The 15,493-nt window shown below is 49.8% G+C and carries 8 protein-coding genes; 6 read left to right on the forward strand and 2 right to left on the reverse strand.

Annotation, left to right across the window (positions count from 1 at the left end; genetic code table 11):
* Positions 1-270: 270 nt before the first annotated feature.
* Both AACH44_RS00575 and AACH44_RS00580 read left to right on the forward strand, forming a co-directional pair.
* Positions 271-1,893 (forward strand): methyl-accepting chemotaxis protein, encoded by a 1,623-nt coding sequence (locus tag AACH44_RS00575; RefSeq protein WP_261847477.1) that lies wholly within the window; start codon positions 271-273, stop codon positions 1,891-1,893.
* A 707-nt stretch (positions 1,894-2,600) separates the two neighbouring features.
* Positions 2,601-4,256 (forward strand): methyl-accepting chemotaxis protein, encoded by a 1,656-nt coding sequence (locus AACH44_RS00580; protein WP_261847478.1) that lies wholly within the window; start codon positions 2,601-2,603, stop codon positions 4,254-4,256.
* A 178-nt stretch (positions 4,257-4,434) separates the two neighbouring features.
* Here the strand turns inward: AACH44_RS00580 and AACH44_RS00585 are convergent, their stop codons facing one another.
* Positions 4,435-5,262, reverse strand: a complete 828-nt coding sequence (locus AACH44_RS00585; RefSeq protein WP_338659453.1) for a dienelactone hydrolase family protein — start codon at positions 5,260-5,262, stop codon at positions 4,435-4,437.
* 326 nt (positions 5,263-5,588) lie between these two features.
* Here AACH44_RS00585 and udp point away from each other — a divergent pair, with 326 nt between their 5' ends.
* Together udp and AACH44_RS00595 are read left to right on the forward strand one after the other, a co-directional pair.
* Positions 5,589-6,359 carry a uridine phosphorylase gene (gene udp / locus AACH44_RS00590; RefSeq protein ID WP_261847480.1) on the forward strand — a complete coding sequence of 257 codons (771 nt, stop codon included), beginning with the start codon at positions 5,589-5,591 and terminating at the stop codon, positions 6,357-6,359.
* 150 nt (positions 6,360-6,509) lie between these two features.
* Positions 6,510-7,292, forward strand: coding sequence for a tyrosine-protein phosphatase (locus tag AACH44_RS00595; RefSeq protein WP_261847481.1), 783 nt, complete (start codon positions 6,510-6,512; stop codon positions 7,290-7,292).
* A gap of 74 nt (positions 7,293-7,366) precedes the next feature.
* Here AACH44_RS00595 and ppc read toward each other — a convergent pair whose 3' ends face one another.
* Complete coding sequence (gene ppc / locus AACH44_RS00600; protein WP_261846875.1) at positions 7,367-10,006, reverse strand: phosphoenolpyruvate carboxylase; 2,640 nt, start codon at positions 10,004-10,006, stop codon at positions 7,367-7,369.
* Positions 10,007-10,564: 558 nt separating this feature from the next.
* On the opposite strand from ppc, the gene AACH44_RS00605 reads away from it, so the two are divergent.
* Positions 10,565-14,314: a DUF4132 domain-containing protein gene (locus tag AACH44_RS00605; RefSeq protein ID WP_261846874.1), complete on the forward strand. Its 3,750-nt coding sequence runs from the start codon at positions 10,565-10,567 to the stop codon at positions 14,312-14,314.
* A 69-nt stretch (positions 14,315-14,383) separates the two neighbouring features.
* On the forward strand, positions 14,384-15,493 hold the full coding sequence (locus tag AACH44_RS00610) for an AAA family ATPase (RefSeq protein WP_338659454.1): 1,110 nt from the start codon (positions 14,384-14,386) through the stop codon (positions 15,491-15,493).

The raw sequence follows: 15,493 nt of genomic DNA on the forward strand, positions 1-15,493 counted from the left end.
ACACGGTCATAAAGCTAGAGAATATTGTGCCGATAAGGTAAGCGGCATGGAGGCGGATCAGGATGTACCAATAGAGCGAAGGTTTTTTATTTTTAACGTTTTATTTATGTTGAAAGTGCACCTGTAATTACTCTCTTGTGGGTAGATTAAATATACTCATAAAGCATATATCTTTCCCCGGAAAAATATTATTTCCCCACGCTACGACGTTATTAAACGGCGTGCCGTGTGTAGTAGTCATTATTATTTATTACCTAAAAGGAGTGAGATGTGAACGTAGCGAATTGGCGTATTGGCTATCGATTAGGAGGCGGGTTTACCGTCCTGATTCTGATGTTATTTGCCGTGAGTCTATTTTCCCTGTCTAAACTATCCGGTTTTCAGGATGGTGCCAGAGAAATCGTCAAGGACGTTTATCCACAAACGGTAGATGCCAATAATCTTATCGATAATGTGAATGGTCATTTTGTCGCCTATTTGCAGATGATGTTGGTATCCGGTCAGGAACAGCGTCAGGGATATGTCGATCAGATTATGGCGTACCGCAAAGAAATTGGCCGCCTGCTCGACAATCTGGAAAAAAATGCCTCAGGAGAGCGTTCTCACAAGCAAGTTGACGCCATCCGCATTCTACGTGCCGAGTTCATCAAATCCGGCGATAAAATTATTAGTGATGCGCTGGCGGGTAATAACGATGTTGCGGTAGAGGAATTCAATACCAGGCTGAACGTGATTCAACGTAAGTACCGTGATTCTGTGAAGCAGTTGGTGAATTATCAGGATGATGCGATGAATACATCTGTCGAAGCCATGGCGGAGGTATACAGCAGTACTCGCATCATTTTGCTATTTATTTTAGCGTTGGGTGCAGCTTCTGGTGCATTGATTGCCTGGTTGATCACGCGCAGCGTAACCCGCCCAATAGAGCAGGCTTTGCAAGTGGCTGACCGGGTGGCGCAGGGCGATCTGACTTCACGCATCACGGTGGCTAGCAAAGATGAAACCGGATTGCTGCTGCAATCGTTGGATCGTATGAATACCAGCCTAAGCGCGATTGTCGGCCAGGTGCGTGACGGCGCAGAAACTATCTCGACAGCGGCATCGCAAATCACCGCAGGGAATCAGGATCTGTCATCGCGCACAGAGGAGCAGGCCAGCTCGCTGGAAGAAACGGCAGCCTCAATGGAACAGCTGACCTCTACCATTAAGAACACGGCGGAAAACACCCAGCAGGCGACGGAGATTGCGAATAAGGCCACGGGTGCCGCGAAAAAAAGTGGTGATGTCATGCTGTCCGTGACGCAGAAAATGCGCGGTATTCGCGATTCATCTCAGCGTATGGCAGAAATCATTGGGGTGATTGACGGTATTGCGTTCCAAACCAACATTCTGGCACTGAATGCGGCGGTTGAAGCCGCGCGGGCGGGCGAACAAGGGCGAGGTTTTGCGGTGGTGGCAGGAGAGGTTCGCTCGCTAGCACAGCGCAGCGCGACAGCCGCGCGGGAGATTAAGGATTTGATCGATGATTCCGTAAGCAAAATTCATGAAGGTATGGATCTTGTCGATACCGCCGAAGAAACCATGGGAGGGTTAACGTCCCATGTGAAGGACGTGCACAACATTATCACTGAAATTTCACAGGCCAGCCGCGAACAGAGTGATGGAATTAACCAGATGAATCTGGCGATTGGGCAAATTGATACTACGACCCAGCAGAATGCAGCGTTGGTTGAAGAATCAGCGTCTGCGGCCTTGTCTCTGCAAGCGCAGGCCTCCGTTCTGGCGCAAGCGGTAAGCGCGTTTAAAATACAGTCGTATAGCCGTGGTGATGCTGAGTCTTATGCACCAAAGACGGTGAGCACCCCAATGCTGGTGCTGGCAAATAAAGCGTAAATTTACGCTTATCGTTTGGCTGCTTGCAGCGGCCCCAACGGGACGAGGCTCATGGATGAGCCGGGTAACGAACGCAGCTAACGCACATGCAACTTGAAGTATGATGGGTATAGAGTAAATACGTTTTTTACTCTGCTTATTCAGGCGGTTGTCCTTTTTTAAGAAAAATTCCATCTGTTTATTTTTAATATCAAATAGGTCTGACTATCATTTAATGTAGTTGAGGCATTATTTTTGTTAATTATTGTTAAATTAATCTGTGATTTTTCCGATCGAAACTTAAATTTTGATAGTTTAAATCTATTTATTATATGTTTTTGAATGATTTAAACGATCAATTTGTAAAGTTCAGAAACATGTTGCCGATAAAGTGAATAACACAGGAACGGCTATGGATGCACGAATACGGAGAGGGAAGGTCATCATCTCACCTTGATAACGTCTCCGCAGTCTTATCAATCGTATTTGTACCACTGTTAGATTTATTGCCACTTTTGCACCTCAACACCTGAGGAAGATTATTTGACTTTTGATCGTACCTCTCATGCTGAGAGCGTGCGTAAAAATGCCTGCCTCAAGGTATCTCGGGTATGCCAGAAGGAACCGCTTTTTCCTTCGGATAGCCAGCCATTTTCTGCCCTGTGGTTCATCAAGTTGCGACATGCGCGCAACTGACCTTGCTATGCATTACCTAAAAGGAGTGAGACATGAATGTAGCAAACTGGCGTATTGGCTATCGATTGGGGGCTGGATTTGCCATCCTGATTCTGATGTTGTTTGCCGTAAGTCTTTTTTCCCTGTCTAAGCTATCCAGTTTTCAGGACGGTGCCAGAGGCATTGTCAAAGACGTGTATCCACAAACGATTGATGCCAATAACCTCATCGACAATGTCACGAGTATTCTGGTGGCGTATCAGCGGTTGATGCTGGTTTCGGGTGAGGAACAGATCCAGACCAACGTGACTCGCGTGAATGAGTTCCGTCAGGAAATTGGTCGCCTGCTGGATAAACTAGAAAGCCAAACGGTTGAAGATCGTTCGGTTAGCCAGATACGTGCGATACGTGTGATACGTAACGAGTTTCTGAAATCTGGCGATAAAATCATTAGCGATGTGGTTGCGGGCAATCGGGAAGCGGCGATCGAAGAGTTCAACAACAACCTGAACGTGGTTCAACGCCAATACCGTGATGCGGTGAAGCAATTAGTGAATTATCAGGATGATGCGATGGACACCTCTGTTGAAGCCATGGCTGAGGTATACGGCGAGACGCGTATTATTCTGCTGCTCATTCTGGCATTAGGTGCCTTATTTGGCGCATTGATTGCCTGGTCGATCACGCGCAGCGTAACCCGGCCAATACAGCAGGCTTTGCAAGTGGCAGACCGAGTCGCGCAGGGTGACCTGACCTCACGTATTACTGTTACCAGCAAAGATGAAACGGGACAACTGCTGCAATCGTTGGATCACATGAACACCAGTCTGAGCACGATTGTCGGGCAGGTACGTGACGGGGCGGAAACCATCTCGACGGCGGCTTCGCAGATTGCCGCAGGTAATCAGGATCTGTCTTCGCGCACCGAAGAGCAAGCCAGCTCGCTGGAAGAAACGGCGGCGTCGATGGAACAGCTGACCTCGACCATTAAGAACACGGCGGAAAACACCCAGCAGGCAACAGACATCGCGAACAAAGCCTCTGGTGCGGCGAAGCAAAGCGGCGACGTTATGGTTTCCGTGACGCAGAAGATGCGCGGTATTCGTGATTCATCCCAGCGTATGGCGGAGATCATTGGTGTGATCGATGGGATTGCCTTCCAGACCAATATTCTGGCACTGAACGCGGCGGTTGAAGCGGCGCGTGCGGGCGAACAAGGGCGTGGTTTTGCGGTGGTGGCAGGTGAAGTGCGCTCTCTGGCACAGCGTAGTGCAACGGCCGCGCGTGAGATCAAGGATTTGATCGACGATTCCGTGAGCAAAATCCAGGAAGGCATGTCGCTGGTGGATACAGCTGAAGAAACCATGGGCGGATTAACCGGCTACGTGCAGGATGTAAATGAGATCATCAGTGAAATCTCGCAGGCCAGTCGTGAGCAGAGCGACGGGATTAACCAGATGAATTTGGCGGTTGGGCAAATTGATACCACGACCCAGCAGAATGCGGCTCTGGTTGAAGAATCAGCCTCTGCGGCACTTTCCTTGCAAGCACAGGCTTCCGTGCTGGCGGAAGCGGTGAGTGCGTTTAAATTGCTGCCGTATGGCAACGACAAAACGGCTTCTTATGCAGCGGCTCCAACACGCACCCCAACGCTGTCTTTAGCACCTGCGAAAGATCAAGGCAACAATGGCGACTGGACGACGTTCTAAGGCGGCCTCTGTAACCAGGTAACGGTTAATGCCGATCGCGTCGATATGGATGCCGGAGGAAACACGGAGATGAGGTCCCCGCAGGGATGCCTCACTCCGTGGTAGCCCCGGTTTCTCGATGGCTAACATCGGCATGAACCGATCACCGATGGTTTTTTTTAGAAATAGTGTGATGGCGTTATGCTACGCCGTTTTTCTGGAACCATGCCAGCATCCGTTGCCAGCCGTCACGAGCGGATTCTTTATGATAGCTGGGGCGGTAATCGGCATGGAAAGCATGACCCGCATCGGGGTAGACGATGATTTCTGCCGTCGCATTCGCGGCGCGTAGTGCCTGTCGCATGATATCCACTTTTTCCAGCGGAATACTCGCGTCTTTTGCCCCATATAACCCCAACACGGGGGCTTCCAATTCCGTTGCGATATCGACCGGATGTTTGGGGCTATTCAGCGTTTTCTCTCCGGTAAGTTTGCCATACCAAGCTACGGCTGCTTTGAGCTGCGGATTATGCGCGGCGTAGAGCCAGGTAATGCGACCGCCCCAACAAAACCCCGTTATTGCCAGCTTACTGGCATCGCCGCCCTGTTTAATCGCCCAGTTGGCGGCGCGATCGAGATCGGATAACACCTGTGAATCGGGAACCTTATGTACCAGCTCAGTCAGAATTTGCTGAATATCTTTATAGTGGCTGGGGTTGCCCTGACGAAAATACAGCTCTGGCGCGATGGCCATATAGCCCTGCTTAGCCAGCCTGCGGCAAACATCCTGAATGTGTTGATGAACGCCGAAAATTTCCTGCACGACCAGGACGATAGGGAGCGGTCCATCGTGATTCACGGGTCTGGCGATATAAGCAGGTAGCTGTTCCCCCTGAGAAGGAATGGTGGTTTCACTGGCAACGATACCGACAGAATCCGTTGTAATGATGGAGAAGCCCTGTGGTTCTACCGCCGGGGATAACCCTTGAGGAAGGTGTTTGAAGGTCGTCTGTTCATCAGTCTTCATTACGCGCTCTCCTGTTACCGGTCTGCCGAGTTTCATGTGAAAGAGGAATGTCATGATAAATACCATCAATGATTAAAGAATCTACACTAGAAGACAATTAATCGGCAAAAATGAATTCCTCACCCAATAAATAGTGATTTAAATCACATCTTTTATGTATGTTGGTTATCGTTTCTTTTCCATAGGTGATAAGCATCACTTAAAAAAGCGCCATGATGCGCTAGAGTCTTTTATTAGACGGATGCTTACAGACTGCGACAAGCAGCATAGATGAGGCGTTCGGCACGATTTCTCTGAATACCCAATTGGTTGCCCGGGAGGCAGTTATGTCTACATCTGATGTGTTCCATCTTGGTCTGGTCAAGAACGATTTACAGGGTGCGACGCTGGCTATCGTGCCCGGCGATCCTGAGCGTGTTGAGAAAATTGCTCGCCTGATGGATAACCCGGTACATCTGGCATCACACCGTGAATTTACCTCCTGGCGTGCAGAGCTGGACGGCAAGGCCGTTATTGTTTGCTCGACCGGTATCGGTGGCCCATCAACGTCAATTGCGGTAGAAGAATTGGCGCAGCTCGGCATTCGCACTTTCCTGCGCGTGGGTACGACAGGGGCGATTCAGTCCGGCATCAATGTCGGTGATGTGTTAGTGACCACCGCCGCCGTCCGTCTTGACGGTGCGAGCCTGCACTTCGCGCCAATGGAGTTCCCTGCCGTGGCGGATTTCGGCTGTACTACCGCGCTGGTGGAAGCCACGAAAGCGTCGGGTGCCGCGTTGCACGTGGGCATCACGGCGTCTTCCGACACGTTCTATCCTGGCCAGGAACGTTATGACACCTTCTCTGGCCGCGTGGTACGTCGCTTCCGCGGTTCGATGGAAGAGTGGCAGAGCATGGGCGTGCTGAACTATGAAATGGAATCTGCCACGCTGTTGACCATGTGCGCCAGTCAGGGGCTAAAAGCGGGGATGATCGCGGGTGTGATCGTGAACCGTACCCAGCAGGAAATCCCGGATGCGGCGGCCATGAAACTGGCTGAAACCACCGTCATCAAGGTGCTGCTGGATGCGACACGCCGTCTGTTAGCCGCTGAATAAGCACAAAAAATTGGTGGTATTTTGGGCTGGTCATCGCAGAGGCCAGCCCTTATCCTAACAACTTGTTCTGGTTTATTGGGTTAACCTGCGACACGCTCTGCGTGTGTAATACGGTTGCCTTGCTCGCCTTTCAACCTCGCAAGGAGATGTATGACCGAACCAACGTTGCTTCACCCCTCTTTATTACCGCTGCATGGCGGAATCAATTTCCGTGATTTAGGTGGAAACCGGGCTGCTGATGGACGGCTTATCCGACACGGTAAACTGTTTCGCTCCGGTTCGCTGGATCTGCTGAGTCAGGCGGATTGTGAACACCTTGCTGGCGTGCCGATTTCTCACGTGGTGGATTATCGGGATGCTGATGAAATTGCGCAGAAGCCCGATGTACTGTGGACTGGGGCCAATTATCACGCTTATCCGGCCAATCCGTTACGCCACGAAGTGACGGCCAACCTGGATTCGCTGGGGTCCGATGTGCTGGCGGCATTTGATTCCCGTGCGTTTATGTTAGAACTCTATCGCCGTTTGCCCTTCAATAATTCTGCCTATAAGCAACTGGTGTCGCTGCTATTACGGCCAGATGAGGGCGGGCTGGTACAGCACTGCGCGGTGGGAAAAGATCGCACCGGTATCGGGTCGGCGCTGGTGATGTTTGCTCTGGGTGCCGATGAACAGACCGTGATGGAAGATTACCTGCTCACAGACACGACGCTGACGCCCTTCCGCCAGCAGCTACTGACACATCTGTCGGCAACGCTGAATGAGAAAGCGCTGGGACAGTTCTCTTATGTGCTGTCGGTGCAGGAAGAGTTCATTGTGACGGCATTGAAGGCCATCTACGAACGACACGGTTCGATCGATAGCTGGCTTGAAGTGGAATACGGTCTGGATAATCGTGCACGGAACTATTTGCAGGATAAATATCTGGCGTAAGGTTTTTGGTTTTAGGCCGGTCAAATGACCGGCCTGTGTTTTTGCTGTCTGTTTAGCTTTTGCTTCCTGCGCAACTAACCCGTATTACGCATGCCCGCTGCGACACCCGCGATGGTGACCATCAACGCCAGCTCCAGATCGGCATCCGGTTGTTCCTGTTGGCGTGAGCGATGCAGCAGCTCGGCTTGCAACACGTTCAGAGGATCGGTGTAGACGTTACGCAGTGCGATTGACTCGGCGATCCACGGCAAATCTGCCATCAGATGATCGTCGTTGGAGATCGCCAGCACAATACTGATGTCGGCGGCCAACTGATCGCGCAACTGTTTCCCTAACGGCCACAGCTTATCTTCTACCAGACGCTGATCGTAATACTCCGCCAGCCACAGGTCGGCTTTGGCGAACACCATCTCCAGCATGCCGATACGCGTCGAGAAGAATGGCCAGTTGCGACACATTTCTTCCAACTGCCCCTGCTTGCCGTCATCCACTGCTTTCTGCAACGCGGCACCTGCACCGAGCCATGCTGGCAGCATCAAGCGGTTCTGCGTCCAGGCGAAAATCCATGGGATTGCACGCAGGCTTTCCACACCGCCGTTCGGGCGACGCTTGGCCGGGCGTGAGCCCAACGGCAGTTTACCCAGCTCCAGCTCCGGCGTAGCGGCGCGGAAGTACGGAACGAAATCTGGGTTTTCACGCACGTATCCCCGGTACATATCGCAGGACACACGGGACAGCTCATCCATTACCTCGTGCCATTCCTGTTTTGGTTCCGGCGGCGGCAGCAGGTTGGCTTCCAGAATCGCACCGGTATACAGCGACAGGCTGCTGATGGTGACTTCCGGCAGGCCGTATTTAAAGCGGATCATCTCGCCTTGTTCCGTCACGCGCAGGCCACCTTTCAGGCTGCCCGGTGGTTGTGACAACAGTGCGGCATGAGCCGGTGCGCCACCGCGACCGATGGAACCTCCACGTCCGTGGAACAGCGTGAGTGCGATGCCGGCTTTCTCACAGGTTTTGATCAGCGCATCTTGCGCGCGGTACTGCGCCCAGGAGGCAGCCATCACGCCAGCGTCTTTCGCCGAGTCGGAATAACCGATCATCACCATCTGCTTGCCCTGAATAAAGCCGCGATACCAGTCAATGCTCAGCAACTGCGTCATGACATCGTCGGCGTTGTTCAGGTCATCCAACGTTTCAAACAGCGGGGCGACGGGCAGAGCAAACGGGCAGCCGGCTTCTTTGAGCAACAGTTGAACGGCCAGCACGTCGGAAGGCGTGCGCGCCATTGAAATAACGTAAGCGGCAATAGAACCCTGTGGCGCTTTCGCGATCACCCGACAGGTATCCAGTACTTCTTTAGTCTCTGCACTCGGTTCCCAGTAGCGCGGCAGCAGCGGGCGCTTGGAGCTAAGTTCGCGGATCAGGAATGCCTGCTTATCGGATTCTGACCAGCTTTCATAATCGCCCAGACCCAGATAACGGGTAATTTCGGCCAGCGCGTCGGTGTGGCGGGTGCTTTCCTGACGGACATCAATGCGTACCAGCGGTACACCGAAGCAGCGCACGCGGCGCAGCGTATCCAGCAGGCGACCGTCGGCGATGATGCCCATGCCGCAGGTTTTCAGCGATTGGTAACAGGCGTGGAGCGGTTCCCACAGCTGTTCGTTGGTAATCAGCAGATCTTTAGGCGGCAGGCGCTCTTCACCTGTCAGGCGCGCTTCCAGATAGCTCAGCGTACTGCTCAACTGTGAACGCAGTGACTTCATGATGGCGCGGTACGGTTCCTGTACCTCGCTCCCACCAGCCAGCTCCAGCAGCTCCGGTGTACACTCGGACATCGACAGCTCGGAAACCAGAACCTGAATATCACGCAGGAACAGATCGGCGGCTTTCCAGCGGCTGAGCAACAGCACATGGCGAGTGACTTCTGCTGTGACGTTCGGGTTACCGTCGCGATCGCCGCCCATCCAGGAGGTAAAACGCACCGGTACGGCATCAACGGGTAGACGGTAGCCGAAAGCCTGTTCCAACTGCTCATCCAGTTCACGTAAAAAGGCGGGTACGCCTTCCCACAGGCTGTTTTCCACTACGGCAAAACCCCATTTGGCTTCATCTACCGGGGTAGGGCGAATTTTGCGAATTTCATCGGTATGCCAGGACTGTGCGATCAGCTGGCGAAGACGGCGCATGATCTGATTGCGCTCATAATCAGCCAAATCGTTGTGGTCGAGCTGCTTGAGGCAGGTATTCACTTCCACCAGTTTGTGGATCAGCGTACGGCGGGTAATCTCGGTTGGGTGTGCGGTCAGCACCAGCTCGATCGACAGCGATTCTACCGCGTCACGGATATCGCGTTCGGTCAGATCTTTATTTTCTTTTAAGCGCGCAAAGGCGTTGGAAAGCTGTGCCGGATTACTCGCGGCTTCGCCGTGCGGTGAAATCGTATGATATTGCTCAGCGGTATTGGTCAGGTTAAGGAACTGGCTGAATGCGCGGGCAACGGGCAACAGTTCATCGTTAGACAGGTTTTGCAGTGTGGTCAGCAGTTCCTGACGATGTTTTTCATTACCTGCGCGAGATGACTTTGACAACTTGCGGATTGTTTCGACTTTATCAAGGATGTTTTCACCCAGTGCTTCCTTGATCGTATCGCCGAGTAGTTTGCCGAGCATACTGACGTTACTGCGCATTGCGGAATATTGTTCGTTCATAGTTACCCTGACCCATCCCTACCATTTTTGTAAGTTTATTTCACTTGACATATTTTGATGTACTGCCTCCATCTAGCCACGATAAGGCGGATTCGTCAATTGACGATTCTTTCTTCTCCCTATTCTTTGTACTTGCATTGAGGCGGACTTGGCAATTTGTGAAATTTAATTACAGCGGCGTGGATATTAGGTGAACTTATATCCTAAATAATCCGAGTTGCGTGACAAAACGTTAGCGTGTTGAACCACGCGATGTGTTGACCGTTTAGAGCCGCGTAACGCGGCAACTGAGCGCATCCTCAGAAGCATGCTGGGATCAGTGGCTGGGAGAGTGAGAGCAAAACCCACCCGAATTATTGAGGATATATTGCGCTATTTTAAATCTATTCTATTTTTATCTGAAATTTTTGATAAGAATTAGATTGACTGGTTTTATTCGCTATAAAAGTAATGATACGCAAAATAAATGTTGGTAGAAAAATATGAATTTTAAAATTGAGAATAATCACAATTCATGATAAAAAATCACTGTTTATCTATACATAATTAGGTGTCGGCATGATAAAGAAATTTTTTGATCTTTTGCCATTTTTTGGTAATAAGGATGTTTCACCAATGGAAAAATTGTTGCAAGAGTCTCTATTACCGCTTGGAGAGCTTAATAACACGTTGCCAAAAAAACTGTTTCATTATGTCATGACTGGCGCTGAACCTGAGGTGATTTATACCTTAAATCAGTTGGATGCCGATAACGCAGCGGTACTCTTGGATAAACCCGGTACGGTTGATTGGTGGTATGTTCAAAATAATAATTTTAATTCTAGTGAATATAATAAAATAATAAGACAAGCGATAAATTCACGCTATAAGCTCTATGCTGAAGTAGGTAAAGCACTAACCAATGAACAAGTTATACGCTTCGCTAAAATTTTATCTACGGCATGCCAAAATAAAAATATAAAAATCATAACGAGCGACGTGCCAAGCTGGATGCTTTACTTGCTGTGTGATGCGCTGTCTACGACGTTAAAAATCACCTCCAATGAGAAGTTAAAATTAACGCACCGAACGGGTTGGCGTATTCAGCTTCTTGCCGATCTGCTTGTTAGTGAGCAGGGCCATGATCAGGGTGAATCTATTTTATTTGCGATCTTTGATAGGGCGGAAATATCTGACTATTATAGTGCGCAATTGAATATTTTCTTTGAGCTTCCTGATTTGCATACCTATATTGAAGAGCATGCGCAATTTGTTCGCACGAAATTGGTGGAGAAACTGTCTGCATCTGGCCTGATTCAGTTCCTGAAGTATTTATCCGAGCGTGAAGCATTGCGTATTTTATTCTCAGATGTCATTGTTAAATCAGCCATAGATCAGCGAAAAACAATACGTAATGAAGCGGAACCGCTGCTGAATATTCTCCCTGCTAGCGATGTCAAAACGCACCTGAGTGATATCTTGTTTAACGGAACGCCAAAACAGCGATCTCAGGCTGCCGACCTCTTTGCTCGTCAGGGTAAAAATAAAGATATTTTAGCGCATGCGTTGCAGTTGGAAAAAAGTAAGGCGGTGATAAAAAGTATCGAAAGTGCCATTACACGTTTTGCCGTTGTTGATACGGCACAAAATATTGAATTCCCTGATGTACCTGAGTTAACACTGCTTGCCGACACGCCATTGCCTGAAAGTGCAAAAAACATTCTGGTTGAAAATCTGGCTGAAATGCTGGAAAAAGCAAAAATAAATGCAGAAAAAGAAATCGCAGAAAATAAACTGAGCGCAAACAAATACAAGTGGGCGCAAGAATATTATAAAAAAATAAACGCCGTCAGTGTTGAACATTGCCATGGTTTGGTTGATAGACTTAATCTGGGGAATAGTGGAAAAACGCTATCTAATGAAGATGTCAACATTATTAAGTATAAGAGTCGCCTTATTTCTCTTCCTGAGTTTACTTTTTATCATGCGATGAGAATTATTTTTGGCAACAGCCAGGCGAACTTCAATCTTAGCACCGCTCGAATAGAAAACGAAGCGCCAGCGCATGTTGTCGCCGCATTGGAGTTACGACAGATTGAAGGCGTTTTGCAAAAGTTGGGGTGCCGTGAATCCGCACGAATCGTCGCTTCACTCTGTTTAGAGTCCTATAACGATGGGGTGAAACTGTTCCCTAAACCGGAACAGCTGTGGCCTTTTTTCTCTCAATATCCAGAGTATATTGCCGAAGCATTGGGGCTGTTGCCGAATAAGAGCAAAAGTCAATATAGTCAATTTGAATTAAGCCATGCTTTCGCATTACTTGATAAATTCCCTATTATTCCCGCACAGTTTATTCCACGCATTATGGAACTGGCATTAGGTGAAAATAAAACCTTCCGCGTGAGTGCGCAGAAATTGCTTGAAAGATTACCGAATGTGCATGTGAATGCACAGGAAAGTTTGCATTCCGCGAAACAAGAAATCCGTATTACCACGATCGAATGGCTGGCGCGGATAAAAAGTAAAGACAGTATCGCTCCGCTGTATGCGTTGTTAAAAAAAGAGAAAAGAGAAACGGTTCGTGCAGCATTGCTGGCGGCATTAGAGCAGTTTGGTGAAGATATCTCGCCCTATTTGTCCGAAAAAATATTGCATGAAGAAGCCCTGAAGGGATTGAAAACGAACCCGCCTGCGAGCATGAGTTGGTTTGATTATAACGCGATACCGCCATTGAAATGGGAAAACGGCAAGACCGTTCATGCCGACATCATCAAATGGTGGATTATTCTGGCGGTAAAATTAAAAATGCCTGCGGGTAATACGTTATTACAGCGCTATGTCGGTTTATTAGCCAAAGAGAGTCAGCAGAAATTCGGTCATTTTATTTTACATACGTTTATTGCTCAGGATGTGAAGAACCCACCGCTGGAAGAAGCGATGTTGGAAGCGCATAAAGAGGCACCGGGACGTTTAAAATACTATCAACGTTATCTTGAACTTTACCCTGAGTATTACCAAAAGTATGCGAATTACACGCTGGAGCAGACGACAGAAGAAATAAAGAATGAAGTCTTGCGACGCTATTTAGGATCGGCAATCAGTGAGAAAGGCATGCTGGCGTTGACTTGCCATATTGAAGGCCATGTTGCCGTCTCGGCATTACGAAATTATATGCGCGATCATTACCAGCGCCGTTCACAGATTGAAGCGATGATCAGCGCGATGGCGATGAGTGACGATCCGCTCATTATTCAATTATTACTCTCACTGTCACGTCGCTACCGTACTGCGGCGATCCAGGACAAGGCGCGTGAATTAGTCAAAGAGATTGCCGAGCGCAATGACTGGACTGCCGACGAGCTGGCTGACCGCACGATCCCCACTGCTGGGATGGATGAAACAGGAACGTTAGTGCTGGAATATGGCGAGAGAACCTTTACCGCTCGCATGGATAGCAAGCAACGTTTGGTGCTCCTGAACCCAGAAGGGAAAGAAATTAAAGCCCTGCCTGCCGCACGTAAAACGGATAATGAAGAGCAGATAAAAGAAGCGAAAAAGCTGTTCTCGTCGAGCAAAAAAGAGCTGAAGCAGGTGATCGACCTGCAAACTGCACGTTTGTATGAATCGATGTGCGCCCAGCGGCAATGGCCAAGTGAGGACTGGCAGATGTACATCATGATTCATCCGGTGATGCGACCGCTGATCGAGCGCTTAGTGTGGCAAGAAGTGAAGGGGGAGCACGTGCTCAATACCTTCAGGCCAACGGATGACGGCTGTTTAATTAATCTTGAAGATGATGAGGTTGAATTATCAAGCGGTACAGTGATTCAGCTTGCTCATGCGGCGGTGGTGGATAACGACACGCGTGAAGCCTGGCTTGCGCATTTTAACGACTATAAAGTGACGTTCTTGTTCTCGCAGATGGTACATACCGTGCCAGAGCTCGATCTCAAACAGGTCGAAATTGAGGATAGAAAAGGGTGGTTGACCGATACGTTCACGCTGCGCGGCATCTTAACCAAGATGGGATATCAGCGTGCGCCAGCGGAAGATGGTGGGTCGTTTAGCCACTATTACAAACATTTCAGTAGCCTGGATTTGTACGTGAATATTGGATTTAGCGGCAGCTACGTGCCAGAGGAAAATATTCCGGCGGTATTGTTTGATTTGAGCTTTGAGAAAAATCAGCAAAACTACTGGGATCGCAATAATCTGGCATTGCAGGACGTTCCGCCTATCTTATTGGCAGAAAGCTATGCCGATTATCTGAAAGTCGCGCAGGCCTGCTCGGGGTACGATGCCGACTGGGAAAACAAAACGCCTTGGTAATCTGTTTATGGAGCCAGTACACATTGTGCTGGCTTCGTTCATTATTTTGTGGCGAACAGGGACACGAACATGGAAAAACACCCATCGACAGCCAACGATGTGCTGCGTCAGCATGCCGAAATTCGCTTTGCGGATGAATTAGCACGCCTGACTCAAGCGGACGAAAATAACCCGAAACCGCAGGGGTGGCTGCGCTCGCCCCGTGCGGTGCGTCAGTTTATTTTAGGTGATGAAGCCTTAGGGATTTCCGCGAAATTTTTTGGCGATAATGCACTGGTCGATCGCGCGATTGTGACGCTGTTGGGGAAACAGGGATTGATGCTGGTTGGTGAACCCGGAACGGCAAAATCCATGCTATCGGAGCTATTTGCTGCGGCCATTTCGGGTGATTCAGGCCTGACAATTCAAGGCACGGCGGGAACGACCGAAGATCATATTAAGTATTCATGGAACTATGCGCTGTTGCTTGCTGAAGGCCCTACTAAACGGGCGCTGATCGGTTCACCGCTCTATCAGGGGATGATGCAGGGCAGGATTGTCCGTTTTGAGGAGATCACCCGCTGCCCGCCGGAAATACAAGATGTCCTGGTCTCTTTGATGTCTGAAAAACAGCTGATGATCCCTGAAATGGGTGAACAAGGGCGGATCAGTGCTAAACCCGGCTTTAACCTGATTGGCACGGCGAACTTGCGCGATCGCGGCGTACATGAAATGTCAGCCGCATTAAAACGGCGCTTTAACTTTGAAACCGTGAGGCCGATTCAAGACCCTGAGTTCGAGATCGAATTGATTCAAACGCAACTGACGCGTGAATTGGGCGAACTGGCTGCGCTTGTCACTGTGCCGCCGAGCGTCATTGAACTGCTGGTGACCACCTTTCAGGAACTTCGCTCCGGTAATACGCGCGACGGTGGCAGCACCAAAACGCCGGATGCGGTGATGTCGAGTGCGGAAGCGGTCAATATTGCCTACGCCTCCGCGCTTGAGGCGCATTATCTGGGCAATAGCACGCTGAATGCGGGCGCCATCGCACGCCAGATTATCGGCGTGGTATTAAAAGATAACCCTGACGATGCGAAACGTATGCGCTACTACGTGGATAATGTGGCGCGGGAACGGGCAAAAAGCAGCGACGACTGGAAAGCGTTTTACGATGCCTCGCGGCAGTTTTGGAAGTAA

Origin of the sequence: Pectobacterium araliae, from assembly GCF_037076465.1 — a bacterium.
Lineage (GTDB): Bacteria > Pseudomonadota > Gammaproteobacteria > Enterobacterales > Enterobacteriaceae > Pectobacterium > Pectobacterium araliae.